The 26374-nt window shown below is 65.1% G+C and carries 24 protein-coding genes and 3 tRNA genes; 13 read left to right on the top strand and 14 right to left on the bottom strand.

Features of this window, described 5'->3' with window-relative positions; translation table 11 throughout:
- The first annotated feature begins 12 nt into the window (after window positions 1-12).
- A complete protein-coding gene (locus BLU39_RS09895) occupies window positions 13-3771 on the top strand; it encodes an AAA family ATPase (RefSeq protein ID WP_092712434.1) in 3759 nt (1252 codons plus the stop codon).
- 4 nt (window positions 3772-3775) lie between these two features.
- On the opposite strand, the gene BLU39_RS28570 is transcribed toward BLU39_RS09895, so the two are convergent.
- Window positions 3776-3943: a hypothetical protein gene (locus BLU39_RS28570; protein ID WP_175539255.1), complete on the bottom strand. Its 168-nt coding sequence runs from the start codon at window positions 3941-3943 to the stop codon at window positions 3776-3778.
- A gap of 177 nt (window positions 3944-4120) precedes the next feature.
- Between BLU39_RS28570 and BLU39_RS09890 the strand changes: the two genes are divergently transcribed.
- The 5 genes from BLU39_RS09890 (at window position 4121) to BLU39_RS09870 (ending at window position 6838) form a co-directional block, all read left to right on the top strand.
- Window positions 4121-4330: a hypothetical protein gene (locus tag BLU39_RS09890; RefSeq protein ID WP_034755039.1), complete on the top strand. Its 210-nt coding sequence runs from the start codon at window positions 4121-4123 to the stop codon at window positions 4328-4330.
- A gap of 60 nt (window positions 4331-4390) precedes the next feature.
- Entirely contained in the window at window positions 4391-5248 is an 858-nt protein-coding gene (locus BLU39_RS09885; protein ID WP_092712432.1) for a hypothetical protein, read from the top strand.
- A 58-nt stretch (window positions 5249-5306) separates the two neighbouring features.
- Complete coding sequence (locus BLU39_RS09880) at window positions 5307-6485, top strand: methyltransferase (protein WP_139178221.1); 1179 nt, start codon at window positions 5307-5309, stop codon at window positions 6483-6485.
- Between the two features lie 56 nt (window positions 6486-6541).
- Window positions 6542-6618, top strand: a tRNA-Met gene (locus BLU39_RS09875).
- A gap of 143 nt (window positions 6619-6761) precedes the next feature.
- Window positions 6762-6838 (top strand) — tRNA-Met (locus tag BLU39_RS09870).
- A 65-nt stretch (window positions 6839-6903) separates the two neighbouring features.
- Here BLU39_RS09870 and BLU39_RS09865 read toward each other — a convergent pair.
- Window positions 6904-7572 carry a hypothetical protein gene (locus BLU39_RS09865; RefSeq protein ID WP_139178219.1) on the bottom strand — a complete coding sequence of 223 codons (669 nt, stop codon included), beginning with the start codon at window positions 7570-7572 and terminating at the stop codon, window positions 6904-6906.
- A 224-nt stretch (window positions 7573-7796) separates the two neighbouring features.
- Here BLU39_RS09865 and BLU39_RS09860 point away from each other — a divergent pair, with 224 nt between their 5' ends.
- The 6 genes from BLU39_RS09860 (at window position 7797) to dbpA (ending at window position 15675) form a co-directional block, all read left to right on the top strand.
- Window positions 7797-8315, top strand: a complete 519-nt coding sequence (locus tag BLU39_RS09860) for a sigma-70 family RNA polymerase sigma factor (RefSeq protein ID WP_092712426.1) — start codon at window positions 7797-7799, stop codon at window positions 8313-8315.
- A 1-nt stretch (window position 8316) separates the two neighbouring features.
- Window positions 8317-9327, top strand: coding sequence for a FecR domain-containing protein (locus BLU39_RS09855; protein ID WP_092712424.1), 1011 nt, complete (start codon window positions 8317-8319; stop codon window positions 9325-9327).
- Between the two features lie 100 nt (window positions 9328-9427).
- Window positions 9428-11923 (top strand): TonB-dependent siderophore receptor, encoded by a 2496-nt coding sequence (locus BLU39_RS09850; RefSeq protein ID WP_092712422.1) that lies wholly within the window; start codon window positions 9428-9430, stop codon window positions 11921-11923.
- Between the two features lie 105 nt (window positions 11924-12028).
- Window positions 12029-13693 carry an acid phosphatase gene (locus BLU39_RS09845; protein WP_092712420.1) on the top strand — a complete coding sequence of 555 codons (1665 nt, stop codon included), beginning with the start codon at window positions 12029-12031 and terminating at the stop codon, window positions 13691-13693.
- Window positions 13694-13905: 212 nt separating this feature from the next.
- Window positions 13906-14142, top strand: a complete 237-nt coding sequence (locus BLU39_RS09840) for a hypothetical protein (protein ID WP_034758223.1) — start codon at window positions 13906-13908, stop codon at window positions 14140-14142.
- Between the two features lie 105 nt (window positions 14143-14247).
- Window positions 14248-15675 (top strand): ATP-dependent RNA helicase DbpA, encoded by a 1428-nt coding sequence (gene dbpA, locus BLU39_RS09835; protein WP_092712418.1) that lies wholly within the window; start codon window positions 14248-14250, stop codon window positions 15673-15675.
- Here dbpA and BLU39_RS09830 read toward each other — a convergent pair.
- The 4 genes from BLU39_RS09830 to BLU39_RS09815 all read right to left on the bottom strand — a co-directional run bounded on the left by BLU39_RS09830 (window position 15662) and on the right by BLU39_RS09815 (window position 19593).
- A complete protein-coding gene (locus BLU39_RS09830) occupies window positions 15662-16213 on the bottom strand; it encodes a hypothetical protein (RefSeq protein ID WP_092712416.1) in 552 nt (183 codons plus the stop codon). The two genes, dbpA and BLU39_RS09830, sit on opposite strands and share 14 nt — an antisense overlap.
- Window positions 16206-16784 carry a hypothetical protein gene (locus BLU39_RS09825; protein WP_092712414.1) on the bottom strand — a complete coding sequence of 193 codons (579 nt, stop codon included), beginning with the start codon at window positions 16782-16784 and terminating at the stop codon, window positions 16206-16208. The genes BLU39_RS09830 and BLU39_RS09825 overlap by 8 nt, the downstream gene beginning before the upstream one ends.
- A gap of 42 nt (window positions 16785-16826) precedes the next feature.
- On the bottom strand, window positions 16827-18203 hold the full coding sequence (gene cysS, locus BLU39_RS09820; RefSeq protein ID WP_092712412.1) for a cysteine--tRNA ligase: 1377 nt from the start codon (window positions 18201-18203) through the stop codon (window positions 16827-16829).
- 238 nt (window positions 18204-18441) lie between these two features.
- On the bottom strand, window positions 18442-19593 hold the full coding sequence (locus BLU39_RS09815; protein WP_217635064.1) for an MFS transporter: 1152 nt from the start codon (window positions 19591-19593) through the stop codon (window positions 18442-18444).
- Window positions 19594-19802: 209 nt separating this feature from the next.
- Here BLU39_RS09815 and BLU39_RS09810 point away from each other — a divergent pair, with 209 nt between their 5' ends.
- Entirely contained in the window at window positions 19803-20633 is an 831-nt protein-coding gene (locus BLU39_RS09810) for an AraC family transcriptional regulator (protein WP_092712407.1), read from the top strand.
- Between the two features lie 86 nt (window positions 20634-20719).
- On the opposite strand, the gene aqpZ is transcribed toward BLU39_RS09810, so the two are convergent.
- The 8 genes from aqpZ to BLU39_RS09770 all read right to left on the bottom strand — a co-directional run bounded on the left by aqpZ (window position 20720) and on the right by BLU39_RS09770 (window position 26369).
- Window positions 20720-21409, bottom strand: coding sequence for an aquaporin Z (aqpZ, locus tag BLU39_RS09805; RefSeq protein ID WP_058048505.1), 690 nt, complete (start codon window positions 21407-21409; stop codon window positions 20720-20722).
- Window positions 21410-21616: 207 nt separating this feature from the next.
- Entirely contained in the window at window positions 21617-22048 is a 432-nt protein-coding gene (locus BLU39_RS09800) for a GNAT family N-acetyltransferase (RefSeq protein ID WP_092712405.1), read from the bottom strand.
- Window positions 22048-22506 carry an Ivy family c-type lysozyme inhibitor gene (locus BLU39_RS09795; protein ID WP_157808695.1) on the bottom strand — a complete coding sequence of 153 codons (459 nt, stop codon included), beginning with the start codon at window positions 22504-22506 and terminating at the stop codon, window positions 22048-22050. Before BLU39_RS09795 ends, BLU39_RS09800 begins: the two co-directional genes overlap by 1 nt.
- Window positions 22507-22571: 65 nt before the next feature.
- A complete protein-coding gene (locus BLU39_RS09790) occupies window positions 22572-22982 on the bottom strand; it encodes a hypothetical protein (protein WP_139143284.1) in 411 nt (136 codons plus the stop codon).
- A gap of 28 nt (window positions 22983-23010) precedes the next feature.
- On the bottom strand, window positions 23011-24159 hold the full coding sequence (locus BLU39_RS09785) for an amidase family protein (RefSeq protein WP_100426914.1): 1149 nt from the start codon (window positions 24157-24159) through the stop codon (window positions 23011-23013).
- A gap of 158 nt (window positions 24160-24317) precedes the next feature.
- A complete protein-coding gene (locus BLU39_RS09780; RefSeq protein WP_034758247.1) occupies window positions 24318-24893 on the bottom strand; it encodes an elongation factor P in 576 nt (191 codons plus the stop codon).
- A 135-nt stretch (window positions 24894-25028) separates the two neighbouring features.
- Window positions 25029-26198, bottom strand: coding sequence for an elongation factor P maturation arginine rhamnosyltransferase EarP (gene earP / locus BLU39_RS09775; RefSeq protein ID WP_092712400.1), 1170 nt, complete (start codon window positions 26196-26198; stop codon window positions 25029-25031).
- A 95-nt stretch (window positions 26199-26293) separates the two neighbouring features.
- Window positions 26294-26369: transfer RNA gene (locus BLU39_RS09770), tRNA-Glu, on the bottom strand.
- Between the last annotated feature and the right edge of the window lie 5 nt (window positions 26370-26374).

Below are 26374 nucleotides of genomic sequence, written 5' to 3'. Positions count from 1 at the left end.
AACTGAAGAACCATGAAAATACTGAACATCAGCGGCAAGAACCTGGCTTCGCTGGCCGGCGAATTTGAAGTCGACTTCCAGCAGGAGCCGCTGGCGTCTTCCGGCCTGTTCGCCATCAGCGGCCCCACGGGCGCGGGCAAGAGCACCCTGCTCGACGCCCTGTGCCTGGCCCTGTACGACGCCACGCCCCGTTTGCTGAAAGTGCTGGGACGGGGTAGCGCGCTGCCCGACGTGGGCAAGGAAACCGTCAGCGCCCAGGATACGCGCACCCTGCTGCGCCGCGGCACGCCGGACGGTTACGCGCAAGTGGACTTTGTCGGCAACGACGGCGCAAGCTACCGCGCGCGCTGGAGCGTGCGCCGCTCGCGCACCAAGGCGGAAGGCGCGCTGCAGGCGACCGCCATGAGCTTGCACCAGCTGCCCGCGCTGCAGCCCATCGGCGGCACCAAGACGGAAGTCAAGGAAGAGATCGAAAAGCGCATCGGCCTGTCGTTCGACCAGTTTACGCGCGCCGTACTGCTGGCGCAAAACGAGTTTTCCACCTTCCTCAAGACGGAAGACAATGAACGGGGCGAATTGCTGGAAACCCTGACCGGCAGCAGCATCTATACGGACATTTCCATGCGCGCCTTCGAGCGGGCGAAAAAGGAAAAACAAATCCTCGAACGCCTGGGCGAAAAACTGGCCGACCAGCGTCCCCTGTCGCCGGAAGAACGGGCCGAGACGGCAGCGCTGGGTGTAGCGGCCGAAGCGGCCCTGCAACACATCGACGTGCGCAAGGCCGTGCTGGAACTGCAGCAGCGCTGGCATCAGGAGACGCACAAGCTGCAAACCCAGGTGACGGCAGCGCAGCAAGCTTTGGACAGCGCGGATGCCGAACGGGCCGCCGCCGAAGAGCGCCGCGCGGCGCTGGCGCAGTGGGAATTGCTGCAGCCGGCGCGGCCCCTCGTCGACGACGTGGCGCGTCTGGCGAACGACATCGCCAGCACGGGCGCGGCCTTGGAAGCATCGCGCGCGCAGGCGGCGCAGGCCGTGGCCAGCGAAGCGCAACTGGCGCAGGCCGCGCAGCTGGCCGCAGCGGACTTGCTGGCGAAGGAAGCGGCGCAGCACGACGCGGCGCCCCTGCTCGACCAGGCCAAGGCGCTCGACGCCGGCATCGCAGCCCACTTGCCCGCGCATGAGCAGGCAAGGCAAGCGGCGCAAGGTGCCGACCAGGCCAACGAGGCGGCGCGCGCCGCGCTGCTGGCGCTGCAGCAGCGCCAACACGCCGCGCAGGCGGAACAGGAAGCGGGCCGCCAGTGGCTGGCAGCGCACCAGCAGTGGCAGGCGCTGGCGCAATCGTGGCAATTGTGGGATCAATTGTTTGCCCAGGCCGGGCAAGCGGCCGCGCAAGCCGATGCGGCCGACGCCAGCATCGCCGCATCGGCACGGCAGGTAAGTCAGGCCCTTGACACAACGCAGGCGGCGCAAGCGGCGCTGGCCGGGGCCGCTGCCGCGCTGGCGCTGCGCGATGCCGAACGGCGCGAGGCGCTGGCGGCCATGCAAGCCATCGATGGCCAGGGGCTGCAGGAACAGCGCGGCCAGCTGGAGGCGCACGCGCGCATCTTGAGCAGCGCGGAAAAAACCTGGAGCGAACTGGCACGCCAGCAGCAGGCGCTGGCGCACTGGCAAGCGAAGGCGGCCCAGCTGGAGCAGGCCGCGCAAACGGAAAGCACGGCATTGGCGGCGGAAGCGGCGCAAACAGCGTTGCTGGAAGCGCGCCTGGCGCAGGCCGAAAAATCGTTGAAAGGTGCCGAAGCGGCATGCGCGGCCAGCGTGGAGCAGCTGCGGGCCAACTTGCAGGACGACCTCCCGTGCCCCGTCTGCGGCGCGCTGGAACACCCGTACAGCCACGCCGACCACGCCTTGCAGGCGATGCTGGCCAGCTTGCAGGATGACGTGCTGGCTTGCCGCACGCAAGCGCGCGGCAATCTGGAGCGGCTCGCCACGCACAAGGCGGCACTGGCCGCGACGGCGCGCGAACAGGCGCAAACGGATGCCGAACTGGCGGCCCTGCCATCCGTCATCGACAGCTTGAACGCACAGTGGCAGCCGCATGCGGAGACCTTGCAGCTGCCACCGGAAGACGCGCGCGCGGACTGGTTCGCGCGGCAGCTGGCGGCCAATGCGGCCGGCTTGCAGGCGCTGGCGCAACAGGAAACGGCGCTGCGCCAGGCCGGTGCGCGGCGCGAGCAGGCGCAGGCAGCGCACGAACTGGCGTCCAGCGACCACGCGCGCTGCACCGGCGCCGTCGCCGATGCGCAAGCGCGGCTGGCCCAGCTGCAGGCGCAGCAAGCGGGCAATGCCGACAAGGGCGAGTTGGCGCGCGCCGCGCTCGATACCCTGCTGGCGCAGCTCGATGGCGCATTTGCCGACGCCGATGGCGCCGAAGGGTGGAAAGACAGCTGGCGCGCCGGCCCGGCCGACTTCCGCGCCGCGCGTGAATCGGAAAGCCGGCAATGGCTGAAACAGCAGGCGGACCAGGACGACCGCGGCCACGCGCTGGCCACCCTGGCCGCGCAACTGGAAGCGGCGCTGCTGGCCGCCGGCAAGGCGCAGCAAGCGGCGCTGCAAGCCCACGCCGCCTTTGCCGCCGCCGACAAACAGTTGACGGCACTGCAGGCGCAGCGCAACGCGCTATGGCAAGGCCAGGGCGTGGCCGAAGTCGAGCGCGCGCTGGCGGGCGCCATCACGGCAACGAGGGAGCTGCTGGCGCGGCAGCAGACGGCGGCGCAGTCGGCCAGCCAGGAGCGCGCGCGCGTCGACGAAGCGTGCGCGCAGCTGGCGCAGCGCCTGGCCGCCTTGCGGGAACAGGAACACGGCGCCACGGCCGCCCTGCACGACTGGCTGCGCCAGTTCCAGCAGCTACACCCCGCCCACGCGCCCGCCACGCCGGACGAGCTGCGCGCGCGCCTGGCCATCGCGCCGGACGCCATGCGCGCCGAACGCGACGCCCTGCAAGTGATCGCCGACCGCCACACGGCGGCCGTTTCCGTGCTGGCCGAACGCAGGCGGCAGCTGGCCGCGCACGTACAGCAGCCGCCCGAGGCGCTGGAAATGGACGTGGCCGCGCTGCAGGCGGCGCTGGACGCCCTGCTGCTGGAACGCCAGGCCGCCAACGAGGAAGCGACGCGCTTGCGCCTGGCCATCGCGCAGGACGACGCCAGGCGCCACAGCGCGCAAGCGATGCTGGCGCAGATCGAGGCGCAAGCCGTCATCGAGCGGCGCTGGGCCAGCCTGAATGAATTGATCGGCTCGGCCGACGGCAAGAAATTCCGCAATTACGCGCAGCAATTCACCCTGGAAGTGCTGCTCGGCTATGCCAACGCGCATTTGCAGCACCTGGCGCGCCGCTACCAATTGGAACGCATCGACAACCCGAACAATCCCTCGCTGGGCCTGATGGTGCGCGACCAGGACATGGGCGGCGAGCTGCGCTCCGTGCACTCGCTGTCGGGCGGCGAATCGTTCCTCGTCTCGCTGGCGCTGGCGCTCGGCCTGGCCTCGCTGTCCTCGAACCGCGTGCGCGTGGAATCGCTGTTCATCGACGAAGGCTTCGGCAGCCTGGACACGGAAACCCTGCGCGTGGCCATGGATGCGCTCGACGGCTTGCAAGCGATGGGCCGCAAGGTGGGCGTCATCTCGCACGTACAGGAAATGACGGAGCGCATCGCCACCCGCATCCTCGTGCAGCCCGGCTCCGGCGGCAAGAGCGTGGTGACGGTACGTTAGGTCGCTAGCGGCTGGCCGGCTCCCGGCACAGCCTGAGCATATCCCAGCCCAGTTCGCGGCGGATCTGATCGGGGTCGGGCGGGGGCCGGCGCTGTTCCAGCTCCGCTTTCAGCCACTTCCTGACCAATTCCTTGCCAGGTTGCTGGCGCTGTTCCTTGTCTTGCTTGTCCATGGTGCTACCTCTTCAATGGATGCCAGATGGCCTCCGTAGTGTCTCAACGTGATAGACCGGATTCAGTTGACTTCAGCGTGGCGCAGTTGCAACAACGTGTAACGATGGCCGGAGTGCGTTAAAATCGCCGCCTTCGCGCAGCGACCGCCTGCGCCCCGCAACAGTTCAAGGAACCCCATGAAAGCCGCCCGCAGCCTCACCTTCAAGTGCGTCAAATGTCACAAATCCATGCAGGTCTACCTGCAAAAAGTCTCCGCCTGCTCGCATATCCAGCCGTATCAGGGCATTTGCGCATGCGGCGAACTCAAGCGTCACGCCACGGGCCAGGCCGATGCCGTCAAGTCCTACCTGGAATCGGCGGACGGTAGCTGGTCGCACCACCACTGATGGTTAAAGAATGGGGAGATACTGCCGTTAATTCGCATATCTTCCCCATTTGAACCGACCATGTCCCAGCTTCCCGCCCTCGCCAGCCGTCAACCCGCCTCGAATACGCTGGCTGGCCAGCAGCCGTCCCGCACGGGCAGCGGCGCCACGGGGCTGGCGGCTTCGCCGCTGATGCAGCGCACGGCGCAAGACGTGGTGGCCCTGTCGAAAAATGGCCTGGACCTGTCGGCAAAGGGACTGTCGCAACGCACCGATGCGCTGGGCAACGCCACCGTCGACGTGGCGCAGGATTTTTTGTCCACCATGACGCGCCAGATGTTCGGCGATGGCGCCAAGATCTCCTTCGATTCCGTCGACCTGCAGGCCGGGTCCAGCTTCAGCAGCGGCAGCACCAGCGTTGCGGGCGCCAATGGCAGCAGCCGCGCGGCCGCCTTCAGCCTCGATGAAAACGCGCATTTCATCGGCAAGGGCAAGATCACGACGGCCGACGGCCAGACCTTCGACTTCGAAGTGGAAGTGCAATATCAATCGAACATCAGCGCGGGCATGCTCGAGCAAACCCAGGGCGCAACGCCGCAGGCCCCGGCATCCGATGACGGCGCCCTGCCCTCCAAACAGTTGCCCGACACGCATTTCGGCGGCAATCTGCACGATCTGTTCAAGCTGCTGGGCCAGCAATTGCAAAGCAATCTCTATCAGGGCCTGTCCGACGGCACCAGCGCCAGCGGCAACGATGGCGACCTGGCGGGCAGCCTGAGCCTGCGCTTGCTCAAGCTGGTGCAGCCGGACGCGGTGGCCGACACCGGCAAGAAAACCGTGGCAGCCACGCCGGAAGAGCAGGCGCGCGCCCGCGCGCTGGAGCTCGCCTATGGCACGGACAGCGCCGGCAGCACAGACGGCACGGCCAGCAACGTATAATGGAAGACGGCCTGCGCAGGCGACCATGCCGCGCGCCCCCTTCTATCGATTGAAACCCATGTCCGACACCTCTTCACCTACCGTTCATCCGCAGATCCACTGGAGCGAAAACGGCGCCGAACACGCGGCCCGCTGGCGCTCGGAAAGCGGCATGCCGCCGCCCAAGCGCGTCGTCATCGCCGATGACCGCACGACGGCCGACCAGGCTTACCGCCTGGCCTGCGAAGGCACGGCCATGCTGTGGCGCGGCGACTTCCAGAACGCGCGCCAGCTGCTGCAGGCGCTGGCGCGGCGCGCCGACCACAAGAACGACAAACCGAGCAAAAAGGCCAAGGCCGCCAAGCTGGCCAAGCCGGAACCGTCCGCCACGGAAGCCTTCCATTTGCACCGCCAGGCCCAGTCGCAACGCGCCCGCACCCTGGCCATGCTGCTGCTGCCTTTCGACGCCGACTACACGATCCCGCTGCGCCGCGCGCCGGACGTGAAACTGGCGTGCAATGAAGCGTATGGCCGCGGCGAAGAACCGTTTATCGCCTCCTTGCGCGAACTGCTGGGCCTGATCGGCGCGCACGAATGGCGCCGCACGGGCGTGGAACTGCCGGCCCTGGGCCAGCGCATCCATCCGCATTACGGCGTGTTCGCGCCGATCCGCGGCGAATACGTGGGCCTGGTGGCGGAAGCGCCGCTGCCCGCGCGCGCCAGCCTGGCCTTCGACATCGGCACCGGCACGGGCGTGCTGGCCGCCGTGCTGGCGCAACGCGGCGTGCAGCGCATCGTCGCCACCGACCAGGACCCGCGTGCCCTGTCCTGCGCGCGCGAAAACCTGGCCCGCCTCGATGTGATCGACAAGGTCGAGGTGGTGCAGGCCGACCTGTTCCCCACCGGCCGCGCGCCGCTCGTCGTGTGCAATCCGCCCTGGCTGCCGGCCCGCCCCAGCTCGCCGATCGAATACGCCGTCTACGATCCGGACAGCCGCATGCTGCGCGGTTTCCTCGCCGGCCTGGCCGACCACCTGGAGCCAGCCGGCGAAGGCTGGCTGATTCTGTCGGACCTGGCCGAGCACCTGGGCCTGCGCCCGCGCGCGCAATTGCTCGAGTGGATAGCGCAAGCGGGCTTGAAGGTCGTCGACCGCCTGGACGTGAAACCGACGCACCCGCGCGCACAGGACGCCACGGACAGCCTGCATGCGGCCCGCTCGAAGGAAGTCACCTCGCTGTGGCGCCTGGCGGCGGCGTAATCGGGGGTCTGAAACCCGGCCATTGCGCATTGCAGCAAACCCCGCTATAATTCGCCTGCGGGGTGGAGCAGTCTGGCAGCTCGTCGGGCTCATAACCCGAAGGTCACAGGTTCAAATCCTGTCCCCGCAACCAATCTATAAAAGCCGCTGATTCCTGCAAAGGGATCGGCGGCTTTTTCCATTGTGCCGCAGTATGTCCACTCCCCTCGTGCAAGCGCATTGCCCTCCCCTGCAATGCGCTCTTTCGCAATGCAACAAACTCGGTTATAATTCGCCTGCGGGGTGGAGCAGTCTGGCAGCTCGTCGGGCTCATAACCCGAAGGTCACAGGTTCAAATCCTGTCCCCGCAACCAATACATAAAAACCGCTGATACCTGCAAGGGCATCAGCGGTTTTTTCATTGCGGGTCTGGCACTTTTTACACGGCGACGCTGGCCCTGATCTGCCTGGCCGCCGCGTGCAGGCTGGCCGCTACTCTTTCCAGCTTGTCGGCGCCCGCCGTTTCGGCCAGGGCGGCAAAGGCGCTGATATGAAACGTGGCCACCATGGCCGGCGACACTTCAAGCTCCAGCGCCGTCTTGCTCAGTTCCGTCGACGCCTCGAGATAGGGCTCGCTGCCCGCCTCGAATGCCTGTTTGGTTTCCAGCAGTTCCTGGCCGCCTTCGGCCTTGGCCAGGCAGGCATCGACTTTTTGCTGGAAGGCCGGCAAGGTATCGCGCACGGGGCCGGGCTCAGGCGCCGCTTCCGCTTCCGGCTCCACGGGCGCAGGCGCGGCTGCGGGCGGCTTGGCGACAGGCGCCATGTCGCGCAAGGTCAGCCAGCGCTCGACGGCGAGGAAATCGGCAAACGGCTCGGCCACCTTCGGGTTCATCAGCCAGACTTCGCCCGTGCGCCAGTCGATCCGGGCGCCGCGCTCGTTTCTCGCCAGCAAAATATCCTTGCCGCCATCGGCGTTCGACACCCGGCCGATGTCGAGCCAGTTCATCAATTCCGCCTGGCGCGACATCGCGTTGACCCGGTGAAAATAGGCCAGCCATACAAATCGGGCGACCAGGAGAACCAGGGCACCTCCAACCATCCACATCATTTTTCGCTCCGCTCCGCGCCACATCGACAGCCCGCATTTTCTCACATGAAAGCTTGCGCCAAGGAAACTTTTACATCTGCCGTGCGGCAGCGCAAATCCGGCGCCGCGCGGCCCGGGCGGGCAGTCGCATTTCAGCAACGCCACGTTTTCCTGATTGCCTGGCGTGCGCCGCTGCGCTATAATGAGAACAATTCTCATTTAGATTAAGCTGCATTCCACCTGCCATGCTGTCCGCCCCTTCCCCGCCATCCGATTTCCAGGCCCTGTATGCCCAGCACCACTCGTGGCTGCTGCACTGGCTGAAGCGCCGCCTGCACGATGCGGGGCTGGCCGGCGACCTGGCGCAGGATACCTTCATCAAGATCTTCGTTGCGCGCAGCAGTGCCGGGATCGCGCAGCCGCGCCCTTTCCTGGCCACCATCGCCAAGCGCCTGCTGGCCAACCACTGCCGGCGCGAAGAGCTGGAACGGGCCTACCTCGACGCCCTGCTGCACCAGCCGCAGGCGAGCACACCGTCGCCGGAAGCGATGTCCATCCTGCTCGAATCGCTGCAGCTGGTCGACCGCGCGCTGGACCAGCTGTCCGCCAAGGCCAGGGCCGCCTTCCTGCTGGCCCACCTGGACGGCATGACCTACGCCGAGATCGCCGCCGAACTGGGCACCACCACGCATTCCGTCAAAAAATACCTGAGCAAGGCCAATCTGCTGTGTTTTTTTGCCGTGCCCGATTTTGCCGCATCCTGACATGCGCGGCACCACCGTCTACGCACAGGGCCAGCCCATCGACCTGGCCATCGCCATGCAGGCAGCCGAATGGCTGGCCACCCTGATGAGCGGCGAAACGACGGCGGCGGAAACAACAGCCTGGCAGCAGTGGCGCCAGGCGCACCCCGACCATGAGCGGGCATGGCAACACATCGAAAGCGCCAGCGGCGGCTTGCGCGAACTCGATGCGCAGGCCAGCCGCACGGCGTTGACACAGCGCTCCCGCCCTGCCTCGACCATCTCGCGCCGCCGCAGCCTGCAGTTGCTGGCGTGGGTATCGGCCATCGGCCTCACGGGCTGGTTCGGCGCGCGCTCGGAATACGCGCCCGACATGGCCCGCGCCGCGCTGGCCGACCTGTCCACCGGCGTGGGCGAACGCCGCGAGCTGACCCTGCCCGACGGCAGCCGTCTGCACCTGAACAGCGGCAGCGCCGTCAACATCCGCTACACGGGCACGCAGCGCCTGTTGCAGCTGGTGCGGGGCGAAGTGTTCATCGCCACCGCCCGCGAAACGGGCATGCCCTACCGCCCTTTCCTCGTCGAAACGGCGCAAGGCCAGGCGCAGGCGCTGGGCACGCGCTACTCGGTGCGCCAGGCCGATGGCAGCACCCTGGTCGCCGTCGAGGAAGGCGCCGTCCGGCTGACGCCGCGCCATGGCGACGCCAACCCCGTGATACGCGCGGGCCAGGGCGGCGGCATGACGGCACAGGGCACCCTGCCCGCGCACGCCGTCTCGCCCGACGTCTGGGCCTGGCGCCAGGGCTTGCTGCTGGCCGACGCCATGCCGCTGCGCGACTTCCTGCATGAGCTGAGCCGCTACCGCCACGGCTTGCTGGGCTGCGACGATGCCGTCGCCGGCCTGCGCATCTCCGGCGTCTTCCCGCTGGCCGACCTGGACGCCGTGCTGCTGTCGCTGCCCGATTCCCTTCCCGTGGACGTGCGCCTGCGCACGCGCTACTGGGTACAGGTCGAGGCGCGCCAGCCGCGCTGAAAATATATTTTGACGCCGGCGCAAAAAAAAGTACCCACTTTCGATTCTCGCGTGACCTGTGTACGGAAAGTTCTTTTGACGACTACAACACAAGGTAACCATGTCTCCCGCCATTCATTCCAAGCCGCGCATCAAACCCATGGCGTATGCCATTCAGCTCGTCTTCCTCGGTTCGGCCCTGCTGCTGAACGTCCAGGCGCCAGCCCTGGCGCAGGAAAGCACGGCCGCCGCCGCGGCCACTCTCGACTTCCAGGTGCCGGCCGGCGACCTGTCGGCCGCGCTGCGCCAGGTCGCCAGCCAGGCGCGCGTCATCCTCAGCTTCACGCCGGAACAGACGCGCGGCAAGACGTCGGCCGGCTTGAGCGGCCGCCACGAGGTGCTGGCCGCCCTGAACGGCGTACTGCGCGGCACGGGCCTGAAGGCCGAACGCAGCGCCAACGGCAGCTATGTGCTGCGCCCGGCCGATGCGGCGGCGGTTGCTGAAGCACTGGCGATGATGCCGGAAGTGTCGGTCAAGGCGCAGCAGGATGCGACGGAAGGCTCGGGCGCGTATGTCTCCACGCTGCCGATCGCCACGGCAACGCCGCTGGGCCTGTCGGTCAGGGAAACGCCGCAGTCGGTCAGCGTCATCACGCAGCAGCGCATGCAGGACCAGGGCTTGAACACCATCGCGCAAGTGATGGCGCAAGCGCCGGGCATCACCCTGTTCTCGCTGGGCAGCGAGCGCTCCGGCTTTACGTCGCGCGGCTATGCGATCACCAATTACCAGCTCGATGGCGTCAGCACGCATTCGAAAAACCTGGGCCTCAATGCGATACCGTCGCAAAGCCTGGCCGACATGGCGCTGTACGACCGCATCGAAGTGCTACGCGGCGCCTCGGGCCTGATGACGGGTGCGGGCGACGCCTCGGGCGCCATCAACATGGTGCGCAAGAAACCGACGGCGCAGTTTCAGGCGTCCGTCGAGGGCGAGCTGGCCTCCCGTAACGAACGGCGCGGCATGGCCGACATTGCCGGCCCGCTCAACGAGGCAGGCAGCGTGCGCGGCCGCCTCGTCGCGCTGCACGAGGAAGGCGACAGCATCATCGACAACTACAGCCACGATAAAAAAGTCGTGTATGGCGTGGTCGAGGCGGACCTGTCACGCGACACGAAGCTGACGGCCGGCGTCACGCACCAGCGCAAGCGCTCGAACGGATCCTTGTCCTACCTGGGCTTCCCCCTGTTCTACAGCAATGGCGCAATGACGGACCTGCCACGCTCTTTCAGCCCGGCCGCCAAGTCGAACCGCTTCGGCAGCAATTCGACCGACCTCTTCGTCACCGTGGAACACGCGCTGACGAACGACTGGAAGCTGAAAATCTCGGCCAACCGCGTGCAGTCCTCGCAGGAAGAGCGCTCCGTGTTCATGAACGTGAGTAGCGCCTTTCCCGACCAAGCCACGGGAGATGGCCTGCGCATGAGCGCCGACTACCGCGATTACCAGTTGCAGGTCAACAGCGTGGACGTCAACGTACGCAGCCCGTTCAGCGCATTCGGCCGCCAGCACGAACTGGTGCTGGGCATGGACTACAACGAATTTCAAAGTACGACGGATGGCCGCTTCGACAAGAACATCCAGGGCCAGCCCGTCAACCTGTACCGCTGGAATCGCACGGCAACGCCCGTGTTTGGCGACACCTTCGTCACCTACGACAGTACGCGCCGCCAGGCCAGCGCCTACGCGGCCAGCCGCTTTACGCTGTCCGAACGCCTGAAACTGATCGCCGGCGCAAAGGTGCTGCGCTACAGCGAAAACTACATCTCGGACGCGCCCACCGTGCCATTTTATAGCGCGTCCCCGGCATCGGACAGCAACGTCTTCACGCCGTACGGCGGCCTCGTGTTCGACATCGATGGCACGCACAGCGCCTACGCCAGCTACTCCACCATCTACCAGCCGCAAGCCTCGCAAGACCGCTACGGCAAGCTGCTGGCGCCGCGCGAGGGCAAGACCTTTGAAGCGGGCATCAAGAGCGGCTGGTTCGACGGCCGCCTGAACACGTCCGCCGCGCTGTATCTGATCCGCCAGAAAAACCTGGCCGAATCGGATCCCGGCTATACCCTGCCCGGCTCCAACGATCCGGCGTTCCGCACCATCAAGGGCGCCGATACCAAGGGCATCGACCTGGAAGCGACGGGCGCCATCACGCCAAGCTGGAACATCTCGGCCTCGTGGTCGTACAGCCAGACGGAAAACAATACCGGCAAGGCGATCCAGACCACCTTCCCGCGCCATCTCGTCAAGCTGTGGACCACTTACCGCCTGCCCGGCGAGCTCAATCGCCTGACGGTGGGCGGCGGCATGAACTGGCAAAGCCGCGTGTATTCCGATATCGAGGCGTGGCAGATCAACAGTACCCTGCACTGGGAACAGAAGGCGTACTCGGTGGCCAGCCTGATGGCGCGCTACGACGTCAACGACAAGCTGTCGGCCACCGTCAACGTGGCCAACCTGTTCGACAAGCAGTACACGGCTTCCGTGTCGGACTGGTGGTACTCGGGCATGTATGGTCCGGCGCGCAAGGTGGCGCTGAGCGTGCGTTACCAGTTCTAGTATTTCGCACCGGCGCAGGGCCGGTGATACAATTTTCCCGCTTCACGGGCGTTGCCGGCCATTGCCGCCAACGCCCGTGCCCATAGAGACACCCAAGGAGAATGTGTGAAGGACCTCGCCCCCGCCCTGCCAGCCGATCCGGCCGACCAACCCGCCAATCCCTCGCGCCGGCGCATTTTCCAGGCTGCTTCCGCAGTCGGCCTGGCCGCCAGCCTGCCGGCGCTGGCCGACGCCGCGCCCGCCAAAAAAACCATCGCCAAGGGTTCGCTCGACGCGAAACTCAAGGCGCACGTCAAGAACGTGGTCGTGATCTACCTGGAAAACCGCAGCTTCAACAACCTGTTCGCCAACTTCCCCGGCACCAGCGCGCCCCTGTCCGCCGTCACGGCGGAACAGGCGCAGCAGCTGGACCGCGACGGCAAGCCGCTGGCCACCCTGCCGAAGATCTGGGGCGGCCTCGTGCCGAACCAGCAAAATATCGGCGGCACCGATTACCTGATCAAGGAAGACCAGATTTCCGGCCTGCCCAACGCTCCCTACAAACTGAGCGACGCGGCCGGCAAGCCCCTGCCCGAGAGCATCATCACGCGCGACCTCGTGCACCGCTTCTATAACAACCAGATGCAGATCAACGGCGGCAAGAACGACGGCTTTGCCGCGTGGGCCGACAGTGGCGGCCTGGTGATGGGCCATTACGGCGAAACGTCGAAAAACCTGAACCTGTGGCAGATCGCCGAGCAGTACACCCTGTGCGACAACTTCTTCATGGCAGCCTTCGGCGGCTCCTACATGAACCACCAGTTCCTCGTGACGGGCCGCGCCAACGAATACTTCAACGCGCCTGATACGGCGGCAAAGAAAAAGATCGCCGTGCTGTCCGACGGCCCGCAAGGCGTGCGCCTGGCGATTTCGCCCGACTGCCCCGCCTCGGCGCTCGACGGCAAGCCCAAATACGTGAACGACGGCGCCATCACGCCGGACGGCTATGCCGTCAACACCATGGCGCCGCCATATCAACCGAGCTATATCCGCCCCGCCTTCGACGGCGACCCGCTGCATGCCGATCCGGCGGACGCGAACACCCTGCCGCCGCAAACCTATGACACCATCGGCGACCTGCTGTCGCGCAAGGGCGTCAGCTGGGCGTGGTATGGCGGCGGCTGGCAAGCGGCGCTCGACCACAAGGGCGGCGGCAGCAAGCCGAACTTCCAGTTCCACCACCAGCCGCTGAACTATTTCAAGCAGTTCGCCCCTGGCACGGCCGCGCGCGCCGAACACCTGCGCGACGGCGGCACGGGCGACAGCCCGATCTCGAACAAATTCCTCGCCGCCGCCGTGGCGGGCAAGCTGCCGGCCGTGACCTTCTACAAGCCGCAGGGCAATCTGAACCTGCACGCCGGCTATTCGGACATCGAATCGGGCGACCAGCACGTGGCCAACGTCATCCAGCACTTGAAGGAATCGCCGCAGTGGAAGGACATGATCGTCGTGATCACGTTTGACGAAAACGGCGGCTGGTGGGACCACGTGGCGCCGCCGAAAGGCGACCGCTGGGGCCCGGGCACGCGCATTCCCGCCATCGTCGTCTCGCCGTACGCGAAGAAAGGCGCCGTCGACCACAGTTTTTATGACACGACGTCGATCCTGCGCCTGATCACGCGCCTGCACGACCTGCCCCTGCTCGAAGGCCTGAAAGTGCGCAACGACGCCTTTGCGTCGCGCGGCGCGCTGCCGCCGGGCGACCTGACGGGCGCTCTGAGCTTCCGCTAAGCCACCCACAATGCGGCACGCCTGTGATACACTGCGTGCCGCACTTAAATCCGCAGGACAGGTATTCCTGACGGTTGTTCCAACAATGAGCCCGACTCCAGTAGCCGGGCTTTTGTTTTGTGGACGAAGCGTACAGAGTATTCACATCGCGGACAGCTTTTTGCCCGCTCCCCGGCGCCATGTTTTCGCGGCCAGGGACCAGAGGTTCAGAAATGAGAGATAAAAAAGACAACGCCACCATCGACTTGCCCGGTTTCGGCCCGCCGCCAGCGCACGAGGCGCCAGAGCCGGCGCCGGAACCGCAACGCCGCACGCGCGCGCGCAAGGTGGCGCTGAAGCAGGTGCAGCTTGAGTTGCTGGAGCCGACCGACGCCACGGGCCTGCCCGTCTGGACGCGCGACGCCGGCCTCGATCTGACCGGCTTGCCCATCTGGGCGCCCGATAATTAACCCCGTGCCGGCGGCCGTTTGCCGCCGGCTTCCACAACCATCCGCACAAGGGCGTAAGCCTGTAGACTGTGCCCATCCACCCGCTTTTTACCGGTTCCCGCCCCTATGAACACCACCACTGCCACTACCACTTCTTTTTCCAGCCTGCCGCTGACGCCAGCCTTTTTGGCCAACCTGGACTCGCTCGGCTACCACGAGATGACCACCATCCAGGCGCAAAGCCTGCCGGCGGTGCTCGATGGCCGCGACCTGATCGCCCAGGCGAAAACGGGCAGCGGCAAGACGGCCGCCTTCGGCATCGGCATCCTGCACAAGCTCAATCCGGCCTGGTTTGCCGTGCAGGGCCTGGTGCTGTGTCCCACGCGCGAACTGGCAGACCAGGTGGCCAATGAGCTGCGCCGCCTGGCCCGCGCGGCCGGCAACATCAAGATCCTGACCCTGACGGGCGGCGCGCCCATGCGCCCGCAAATCGCCTCGCTGGAACACGGTGCCCACATCGTCGTCGGCACGCCGGGCCGTTTGCGCGACCACCTGGGCCGCGGCACCATCAATTTGAATCACGTGCAAACCCTGGTGCTCGATGAAGCGGACCGCATGACGGACATGGGTTTTTATGAAGAAATCGCCGGCATCGTCAGCGCCTGCCCCGTGCGCCGCCAGACCTTGCTGTTCTCGGCCACGTATCCGGAAGACATCCGCCGCGCCACGGCGTCCTTCCTCGTCAATCCGCTGGAAGTAACGGTCGAGGCGCAGCACGACAACGACAAGATCGAGCAGCGCTTCTATGAGATCGGCTTTGACGAGCGCAATGGCGCCGTCGGCAAGCTGTTGAAACACTTCAAGCCGGAATCCACGCTGGCCTTCTGCAACACCAAGGTGCATTGCCGCGAACTGGCCGACGAACTGCGCCAGCAAGGCTTTTCCGCGCTGGCCCTGTACGGCGAGCTGGAACAGCGCGAGCGCGATGAAATCCTCGTGCTGTTCGCCAACCGCAGCTGCTCCGTGCTGGTGGCCACCGACGTCGCCGCGCGCGGCCTCGATATTTCCGACCTGGGCGCCGTGATCAACGTCGATGTGTCGAAGGACACGGAAGTGCACATCCACCGCATCGGCCGCACGGGCCGCGGCAGCAAGAAGGGCCTGGCCCTGTCGCTGTGCGCGCCGAACGAGAAAAAATGGGTCAAGCTGATCGAGCAATACCAGAACAGCGCCGCCGAATGGCACGACCTGAAGGAACTGGCGGAAGATGACGGCATGGAGGCGCTGCCGGCGCCGATGGTCACCCTGTGCATCATGGGCGGCAAGAAGGACAAGCTGCGCCCGGGCGACTTGCTGGGCGCGCTGACGGGCGACGCCGGCCTCACCAAGGAGCAGGTGGGCAAGATCAACGTGTTCGAGTTCATGACCTACGTGGCGCTGGACCGCAAGGTGGCCGAAGCGGCCTTCAAGCGCCTCAACGCCGGTAACTCCCTGGGCCGCGACTTCGGCAACATCAAGGGCCGCAGCTTCAAGATGCGCTTTATCGAGGCGTAAGCTGCTGCAAGACACGCAGGGCCGCCATGGTCCTGCGTCCCGGATAGTCCTCCCACACGGGGTAACGCCGGCGATAGTAGCAGCTCCAGTAGCTGATGCTGCGCCGCTCCAGCGTGTCCACATACGCGGGGTTCTCCCGCAGGTAGCGCGCCAGCGCCTGCGTATTCCAGGCCGGCAGCGCCGCGCCAATTGCCTCGACAATCTCCAGCACGTATTCGCCGCACAGGTGCACAACGAACGGCACCGTCCACGCCCGCTCCTGCAGCAGCAGCCGCCTTGCACACGCTTCGCGCACATGGCCGTCATGGTGGCGCGCGCCCAGGCACAGGGCGATCACGCCTGCGTCGCCGGGCAGCCGGGCACAGGCCAGCAGCTGCTCGCTGTCATAATATGTGCGCGAGGGGATGCGCAAGGCTTCCCCTTCCTGGCATACCGAAAATGACCAAACGGGCGCATGCAACTGGCCATCTGCCAGCGCAGGCAACAGCTGCGCCACCGTGCCGGCCAGTGCCGCCGGAAAGGCATCCGCTTCAGCCATCGCGCCCTTCCCGGCAAACCTTGCGCACACCCAGCGCGGGCTTGTCCCTCTTTTCAAAGATCACATTCGAATACCATGCGGCAGGATCGCCTTCGGTGGGCTTGCCTAGCGAAATATAAAAGCCACCATGCGTGAACAGCGCCGTGGTTTCCTTGCCCGGCCTGGCGGCTTGCAGGAAGGCGGGCCAGGCTACCTTGTCCACTGGCGTGAAACGCGCGGCCAGCAGCGCCAGCAATCGCGCATGCGTGGCCGGCGCATACGGGAACAGATACAGGTATTCGACCAGTTCACCGCCTTCGGCCAGGCGCGTGACGGCGGATGTCGCCGCCTCCACGGCTTCCTTGCCCGCGCCAAAACTGCACAGCACCCCGCCGCTGTAGGCGAAATCGATGACGGTCGCCGGCGCGCACGCCTGCCGTTCGCGGTCGATGCCGACGGGCGGCAGCGCGCGCACTTGCGCCAGCAGCGTCTCGCCGGAGGTGGCCAGCGCGGGAAAGCCCGGACACTCGCTGGCCGCCTGCGCGGCAGAAAAGGCAAGGCAACAACTCAGTAGCAGCAAACGGCGCTTCACGGCATCTCCAGTTTAATCAGGCGGCCATTATGCCGGACATCTTCACAAAGGCCGCGCCTGTTGCCCCTGCGGCGTATCGTCGATGTCATAGCCGGCCGCACGCGCCAGTGCGCGCAGGCGGTCCGCCTCGGCCCACTGGCGCTGCGCGCGGGCGATGGCCCGTTCCGCCATCCACGCCTGCACCGGCTGCGGCACTTCCACCTGCACCGGCCGCCAGGCCAGCAGATCGAGCCCCAGGGCCGCATCGAAACGGACCATGGTGGCCTTTTTGACGGCGTCCGGCAGCCCGCTTTTCAGCAGCTCCCAGGCCACGGCCAGCGCGCGCGGATAGTTCAGGTCATCGTTGACCTGCGCCGCAAAGCGCGCCAGCCACACGGAATCGGCCTCACCCTGCGCGTCGCCGAGGCCATGCACGGCGACGCGCAGGCGCGCCAAACCGCTGGCGGCGGCACGCAGCGCTTCCTCCGTGAAATTGAGGCTGCTGCGGTAGTGGGCGCCCAGGCACAGGTAGCGGTAGGCCAGCGGATCGACGCCCTGCTCCACCAGGCTGTGCAAGCGTAAAAAATCGCCCGACGATTTCGACATCTTCGCATCCTGTGTTTTCAGGAAGGCGCCGTGCAGCCAGAAGTTGGCCAAGCGCGTGCCATGGCGCGCTTCCGTTTGCGCAATCTCGTTGCTGTGGTGGACGGCCACGTGGTCTTCCCCGCCGCAATGGATGTCGAAATATGTCCCCAGGTGCTTTTCCGCCATGGCCGAGCATTCGATGTGCCAGCCGGGGAAACCCAGGCCCCACGGGCTGTCCCACTCCATTTGCCGCTGTCCCGGCACGCCGCTGAACTTCCACAGCGCGAAGTCGCAGATGTCGCGCTTCTCGCCCAGGTCCACCCTTTTGCCCGCCTGCAGGCCGTCGCGGTTCAGGCGCGCCAGTTTGCCATAACTGTCCTGGCGCGTCGTGTCGAAATAGATGCCGTCATCCGTGCGGTAGGTATAGCCCTTCGCTTCCAGGTCGAGGATGAAGGCGATCTGCTCCGCGATGTGGTCCGTGGCGCGGCACCAGACGGTGGGCGGCAGGATATTGAGCTGGCGCAGATCGCCCTCGAACGCGCGGGTAAATTCAGTGGTGATATCCCAGGCCGACTTGCCGCTGCGGGCGCTGCGCGCCGCGATCTTGTCGTCGCCGCTGTCCGCATCCGACGTCAGATGGCCGACGTCCGTGATGTTCATCACGTGGCGCACCTGCAAGCCGTTGAATTCGAGCGCGCGGCGCAAGCCGTCGACGAACAGATAGGTGCGCAGGTTGCCGATATGCGCGTAATCGTAGACGGTGGGACCGCAGGCGTACAGGCCCGCCTGCCCCGGGGCGATGGTTTCGAAGGGCCGCAGGCTGCGGCTATACGTGTCGTACAAATGTAGTGTCATGCGGGACTTTCATGCGCGTTGCGGAAAAAGAAAATGGCCACAGGTTTTTCAACGCTGTGGCCATCGGAATGAGGAATGAAAAGTTTAACGGCGCCGGGCCGCATCCTCGCGAAGCCAGGTACACGGACACAGCGCAGCAGCGGCGCGGCGTGCAAGGACTGGATGGAGGATGGAGGAGATCATGGAGACAATATCGCATGCGCGCGGGCGGGCCGTCAAGCCCACCCGCGACGCCAGCTTACTTTTTCGCCTGCTCGATATGCGGCAGCAGCACCGTCAATATGCCCAGCAGCGGCAGGTAGGAGCAGATTTTGTACACATAGGCGATGCCCGCCACGTCAGCCAGATGGCCCATGGCGGCGGCCGCGATGCCCGACACGCCGAACATCAGGCCAAAGAATATCCCCGCGATCATGCCCACCTTGCCCGGCACCAGTTCCTGCGCGAAGACGACGATGGCGGAAAACGCGGATGAAATCACGAAGCCGATGATCACCGTCAGCACGGCCGTCCAGAACAGGTCGACGTAGGGCAGCAGCAGGGTAAAGGGCGCGGCGCCCAGGATGGAAATCCAGATCACGCGCTTGCGGCCGATGCGGTCGCCGATGGGGCCGCCCATGAAGGTGCCGGCCGCCACGGCGGCGAGGAACAGGAACAGGTACAACTGGGCATCGCCGAGCGACAGGTGGAACTTGTCGATCAGGTAGAACGTGTAGTAGCTCGACAGGCTGGCCATGTAGATGTATTTCGAGAACACCAGCAGAGCCAGCACGCCCAGCGCGCCCATTACCTTGTTGCGCGACAGGTTCGGTCCAAGGCCGCCCGTCTTCGGCTTGAAGCTGGCCAGGTGGCCGCTGTACCAGTGGCTGACCTTGTACAGCACGCCGATGGCCAGCACGGCCAGCAGGCCGAACCAGGCGACATTGCCGTGGCCGCGGTTCACGATGACGGCGGCCGCCAGCAACGGACCCAGGGCGGAACCGACGTTGCCGCCCACCTGGAACAGCGACTGGGCAAAGCCATAGCGCCCGCCCGACGCCATGCGCGCCACGCGCGACGCTTCCGGGTGGAAGGTCGACGAGCCGACGCCGATCAGGCCAGCGGCGATCAGCAGGGTCGGGAAGGTCGAGACGACGGACAGCATCAGCACGCCGGCCAGGGTAAAGCACATGCCGACGGGCAGCAGGAATGGCAGCGGACGGCGGTCCGTGTACAAGCCGATCCAGGGCTGCAGCAACGAGGCCGTGCACTGGAACGTCAGGGTAATGAGGCCGACCTGGGTAAAACTGAGTGAAAACTCGGCTTTCAGCATCGGATAAATCGACGGCAATAATGCCTGGATCAAGTCATTGAGCAAATGCACGAAGGCGACGGCGCCCAGGATGTGCATGGCCAGACCGGATTGTTGTTGGGAACTATGAAGCGAGGGAGCCGCCGGCACGGACTTGGCCAATGCTGGGGCAGTTGTAGTTGTGTGCATGTGTCATCCGCAATAATCGGGCACGGCGGGCGGCCCGGCAAAGAAGCCAGTATAGTATGGTCACTGAACTGATAACTTCCAATAATCGTCGCCCAAGTGACAACCAAGTGAACCCCAGCATGTACACCCAAGCACTCGTCCAGACCCATCCCGATGGCGTGCCGTTCAGCCGCAGCACCAGCTCGCACGACTACCAGCATGTGCCGCGCCCCGTGACGGCCATGTCCCGGCAATATGCGGCGGGCGAATATACGGCCCCGCACAGCCATGTGCGGGCGCAACTGCTGTATGCGACGGAAGGCGTGATGCGCGTGTCCACCGAGCATGGCGTGTGGATGTTGCCGCCACGGCGCGCCCTGCTGATCCCCGTGGGCATCGTGCATGAAGTCCACATCTTGAGCGAACTGAGCATGCGCACCGTGTACATCGATGCGCAAGTGGCGGCCCAATATGGCGACGATTGCAAGGTGCTGGAAGTGAGCCGGCTGCTGCGCGAGCTGATCCTGGCCTTGCTGGCCGAACCGGTCGAATATGCGCTGGCGGGGCGCGGCGACTGGCTGGCGCACCTGATCCTGTCGGAACTGGCGGCGGCCGATACCGTGCCCCTCGCCATACCGTGGCCCCGCGACCGCCGCCTGGTGGCCGTGTGCTCGGCCATCATGGACGCGCCCGGCAGCAGGCGCAGCATCGAGGACTGGGCGCAGGATGCGGGCGCCAGCGCGCGTACCCTGATCCGTTTATTTCCCAAGGAAACCGGTCTGCACTACCGCCAATGGCTGCAGCAAGTGCACCTGGCCGAGGCCTTCTGCCGCCTGGACCGGGGCGAAGGCGTGGCGGCCATCGCCTATGCGCTGGGCTACGCCAGCCCCAGCGCCTTCAGCGCCATGTTCCGCCGCATCCTGGGCCGCACACCGCAGCACTACCTGAGCGAGTGGCGCGCTGCGGAGTAAACGAAAAAAGCAGCCCGCAGGCTGCTTTCGTCAAATCGTCTGCCAGCAATGTCGGCTTGCGCCCTGCGGGCCAAGCCGACCTACGCTTATTCCTTCTCGCCGGCGATCAGGCGGTAGGCCAGCGCACCCAGCAAGGCGCCGATGATCGGTGCCAGCCAGAACAGCCACAGCTGGCTCGTCGCCCAGTCGCCCACGTACAGGGCCACGCCCGTGCTGCGGGCCGGGTTGACGGAAGTGTTGGTGACGGGGATGCTGATCAAATGGATCAGGGTCAGCGCGAGGCCGATCGGCAGCGGGGCGAAGCCGGCCGGGGCGCGCTTGTCGGTGGCGCCCAGGATGACGATCAGGAAGAACATCGTCAGCACGATTTCAATGACCAGCGCCGACAGCATCGAATAGCCGCCCGGCGAATGGGCGCCGAAGCCGTTCGAGGCAAAGCCCTTGCTGACATCGAAACCGGCCTGGCCGCTGGCGATCACGTACAGCACGCCGCCGGCCACGATGGCGCCCAGCACTTGCGCGATGATATATGGCAGCAACTGGTTGGCAGGGAAACGGCCGCCGGCCCACAGGCCGATCGAGACGGCGGGATTCAGGTGGCAACCCGAGATGTGCCCGATGGCGTAAGCCATGGTCAGCACCGTCAGGCCAAACGCCAGCGCCACGCCGACAAAGCCGATGCCAAGGCCGGGAAAAGCGGCGGCCAGCACGGCGCTGCCGCAACCGCCCAGTACCAGCCAGAACGTGCCGAGAAATTCGGCGCCATATTGTTTCATGATGTATTCCTTTACATTGTCAAAAAAACGTACCCAGGGGACGACCAGTCAGACCGCTCATTGAGCTCGCCCTCGCCGTATGGCGATGGCAAGGCAAAACACCAGCAAAGTACGGCTGCGCAACTGCAGCAGAGCGCGCATAATGACATATTGTCATTATCAAGGCAATATTAATCTCATGCAACAATATTAATGGTTATCGCGGAATTAACTATTTTTTTGATAATCCTCCTGACGCGGGCGGCGCATGTACTTTTGCGGCGCCTCCAGCGGCGCAAACCCAAAGCTTGCATATAAGCCGTGCGCATCGTCGGTGCCCAGCATCCAGGCGACATCGCGCAAGCGCGCATCATCGAGCACGGCGGCCACCATCTGCTTGCCATATCCCCTGCCCTGGAAGGCAGGCAGAACGAACACGTCGCGCAGGTAGGCAAAATCCGTGTAGTCGGTAATGACCCTGGCGAATGCCACTTGCTGTCCATCCACATAGCCGCCGAAACACAGGGCGTTGGCGATCCCCTTGCGCACGGTTTCCAGCGCCACGCCACGCTTCCAGTACGACTGCTCGCTCAGGTAGCGGTGGATCATGGGCACGTCCAGTGCGTCGCGCTCGCTGGAAATGTGCAGTGGCGCGTGCATCAGTTCTTGTACAGCAGTTCGGCTTCCGCGATGCTGGGCTCGCCGAAGTAGACGGTGCGCACGCCGCCCTTGCCATCGCTGCCCATGTACACGCCCGTCATGCTGCGCGCGGCCGGGTCGTACAAAATCGAATAGCGGTGGCCGCAATTGTGCGGTTCGCAGACGCTGCTCAGCAGGCGCGCCTTGCCGTCGATCTCGACCGGCTTGAGCGGGCTGGCCACGCCATCGGGCACCCAGCGCTGCCGCTTCAGGCCCGCCTTTTTCAAGCCGACATTAAAAGCCTTGCGAAAGGCGTAGTCCGCCTTGTAGACGTCGGGAAAATACGGACAGGTAGCGCCGCCGTCGCAACTTTGCGCCTGCTCGATCAGCGACAGTTTGGGCGTACGCGCTTGCGCCGGCGTGGCGGCCAGCGCCACGGCGGCGCCCAGGAACAGGGGCAAGAGCAAACGTACGGACATGCAATCTCCTAAAAGCATCGTGTAATGCGGGCAGCATAGCAGAATGGCATGCTTGTGCGCGCGCCTCAGGGAGAACAGCGGATGCCGACCACGCCGTTGACCTTGCCTTCCGGCCAGCCCGTCTCGCGCCAGCGGTACACGCCGGGCGCGACGATGATCAATTGCCATTCCACCAGCTTGCCGGCGGCATTGAGGCGGGTTTCATTGTCATAGCGTAACGTCAGGCTGCGCTCCGTTTCCGCCACGACCGTCGCGGCAAAGCGGTTGGTTTCGCCCAGCTTGCTTTTCCACGTACGGTCGTTGAAGATCGCCAGCCGCTGGTGATCGTCGGACAGCTGCATGCGCGTGAAGTGGCGCGCTTCTTCGCACACACTATTCGTATTGACGCTGTCGGACCAGCTGCCGGACAGCTGTTCGGCATCGAAAGGAGTCGGGGTGGCGGCCACGGCCGCACTCAGCAGCAAGGTTGCAAGCATAGTTTATCGATAGAAAACAAAGGAATCGTCATGGTCGGCCCAGCGCCAGGGTGATGCTCGATGGCAGTGCGGGCGTGCGCCGGTGCAAAGTCGCCTGCTCGTAGGCATACGCCATCGCGATGAGCGGCATGTCGCCGTGGGCAGGGCCGATGAAGGACAAGCCAACCGGCAAGCCCCCGACCACGCCGGCAGGTACCGTGATATGCGGCAAGTCGGACTGCGGCTGTGCTACGCCGTGGCAGGTCGGGCCCACCAGCGCATCGAGTCCATGCAGGCGCAGCAGCGCGTCGATGCCGCCAGGCCCGGTGGCGCACGGCAGCTCGACCAGTTCGGCGCCCTGTTCGCGCAACACCAGCAGCGCCTGCCCAATCACGGCATCGGTGCCGGCACACAGGCCGAACAGGCTGCGCGCCACGCCGATGTGGCGCCCGTGCAAGCCGGCGGCGTCCAACACCACGCCATCGGCCAGGCGCTCGCCGCTCAAGGCCGCGAACAGCCAGGCCGCCTCGCGCACGCTGGGCGCCATCGGTCCGGCAATGGCTGGTTCGCCGCCCTGCCCGCCAGCGGCCCTGCCCGTGGGCTTGATGGCGACCAGGCCGCAGTTTGAAGCCGGCGCGACGATGGCGCCGTCCGCCGCGCTGTCAACGGCCAGGATGGTGAGTCCGGCCCAGCTGGCACTGGCATGCGGCACGCTGACGGCGGCCCACTGGCGCAGATTGCTTTTGCCGATGATGACGGCGCCGGCCGCGCGCAAGCGGGCCGCCACGAAGGAATCGCAGCTGGCATGCATGGCCAGGGGTGCCTGCGTGCGCGTCTTCATGCGGTCGCCCGTGGCGATATTGTCGCGCAAGACGATGGGGATGCCGTGCAAGGGGCCGCGCACCTTGCGCACTTGCCGCTCGCGGTCCATTTCCAGGGCAATTTTCAAGGCGTCGGGGTTGATTTCAATACCGGGATAGGCGCGCGCGCCAATGCTGCACAGGGAGCGGATGCGGGCCAGGTATTGCGACGTCAGCGCATGGGAACTGAGTTTGCCTGCCTGCATCATCTGCTGTTGCGGCAAGACGCCGGCGTCGAGCAGATGGGCCATGGGGCTGGCCGGCGCCGTGGCACGGGCCAGTACGGGGCGCGACACGCTCCGGGACGCGCCACTGCGTAACATCTGACTGCGCTGCATCGTATCTCCAGGAAACCTCAATGTTTCTAACGCAATAATGTGCTAGCCGTAGCATAGCAGTCCTTGCAAGCTAATAGTTGTGATAAGGAATTATTTTCCAAGCAAAAAAAAACGCTGCCCGAAGGCAGCGTTTCTTGGCGGTCCGGCACTGAAGCAAATCAGTTGCGTACGACACGCTTGTATTCGTTGGTGCGGGTGTCGATTTCGATGACGTCGTCCTGTGCCACGAACAGCGGCACTTGCACGGTGTGGCGGTGCGCGTCGATGGCGTTTTCGATCTTGGCTTCTTTCAGGACGTTGCCCGAGGTGTTGCCCTTGACCGCTGGCTCCGAGTACACCACTTGACGGGCGATGGTCGTCGGCAGTTCAACGGAGATCGCTTTGCCGTCGTAGAAAATGGCTTCGCATTCCATGCCATCTTTCAGGTAGTTCAGCGCTTCGCCCAGGTTTTCTTCTTCGATTTCGTACTGGTTGTACTCGGTGTCCATGAACACGAACAGCGGGTCGGCGAAGTACGAATACGTCACTGGCTTTTTATCCAGAACAACAACGTCGAACTTGTCGTCGCCGCGGAACACGTTTTCCATCGGGGTGTTCGTCAGAAGATTTTTCATCTTCCATTTGTAGGTGAAGCCCGTGCGGCTCGAACCGTTGACATCAGAACGCAACACGATCATTGGCTTGCTGTCGACCATGATGATATTGCCAACACGAATTTCTTTTGCGGGTTTCATAGGAATGTACGTAAAAAGTGGGTTGCATGAAGACCATCTGCCGCCTGTGCGCCATCAGCGCCGCAAGCTTGCGTTTGATCGGTTAAAAATACGTTAGAAATAACCGGGCATTTTACCTTAATTTTGGGCAAGCGCCTATCTCGTCGCGCCAGCGAACGCCAGCAGGTTACTTGCCAGATCGCCATTAGCCTGCATCTGCCGCTGCCAGTCGTGCGCGCGCGCCCGGATGCGCGGCAGATCGGCCTGCAATGCGGGCCACAGCTGCGCCCACGGCAAGGCGTCCGCGCTGGCGCCATTCCAGGCCAGCGCCGCCTGCACCAGGCTGTCGATGGGGCCGTCCGCATCCGCCGCATAGCGTTGCAGGAAGGCGCGCAATTTCACGTGATGCAAGTTTTCATCCTGCAAATAGATATGCCAGAGAAAGGGCTGGCCCGCCCATTGCGCGCGCACGAACGAGTCCTCGCCGCGCACCAGGTTCACGTCGCAAGCCCACAACAGGCGGTCGTAATCGTCCTGCGGCACGAAAGGCAGCACGCGCACGGTAAGCGCGCCGCGCGTGCGCGTCGCACCGGGCACCGCCGCATCGTCGCCGATAAACGCCTGAACGGCATCGAACGCGACGCCTTCCGGCACCAGGCACGTGATGGGCTCGCTGCCCGCCTGCCAGGCAGCAAACAGCTCGGCGACGGGAGCCGATGGATAGCAGAACAGCGACACTTTCAAGGCGCGCATGTCCGCCGCCGTCACGCCGAATTGCCCGAGGAATGCCGCCATGGCGGCGGCATCGGACTGGAACGCCAGCCGCCGCTCGTCGAGCGCCGCTTCGCGCAGCAAGCCACCCGTTTTATCCGTGAAGCCGGGGAAGAAGAAATGCTTGATCATGCCGTGGCGCGGCGACGTCAGCGCATGGCAACCCTCGACCCACTCTTCCGCCGTCAAGCCTTCCAGGTTCAGCCACACGGGCTGCGGCGAACACTGCGCCATGGCGGCGATATAGCCGGGCGGAATGTCGCAGGCAAAGAACTCGATGACGATATCGGCGATATCGGCAGGCGCAAACACGCCATCCTGGCCGCGCCAGTGGCGTATCGTGACGCCGGACACCTGCTGCGCTTCGGCTGCCACGTCGATCGCGGGGCAAATGCGCTGAAAGCTGACAAGATCGTCGACCCACAGGGCGACGGCCACGCCGTGCTCGCCGCTCAACTGCCGCGCGAGGCGCCAGCAAATGCCGATATCGCCGTAGTTGTCGACGACTTTGCAGAAAATGGCCAGGGATGGCGCGCGATCGGTAGCTAATGGCATATTCAAAGGAGAAGAGAAAAACGTGACATGGCGGCCCATAACAAAAAAGCCGCACTGTTACCAGGCGGCTTTTTTGTTGGCTGATTCAGCCGGTCTGGCGTCCCCAAGGGGATTCGAACCCCTGTACTCACCGTGAAAGGGTGATGTCCTAGGCCTCTAGACGATGGGGACAGAAA

It is taken from the genome of Janthinobacterium sp. OK676 (assembly GCF_900103595.1).
In the GTDB taxonomy this organism is placed as follows: Bacteria; Pseudomonadota; Gammaproteobacteria; order Burkholderiales; family Burkholderiaceae_D; genus Janthinobacterium.
The sequence above is the reverse complement of the archived record's forward strand: the minus strand, read 5'-3'. Positions and strand labels throughout refer to the sequence as shown.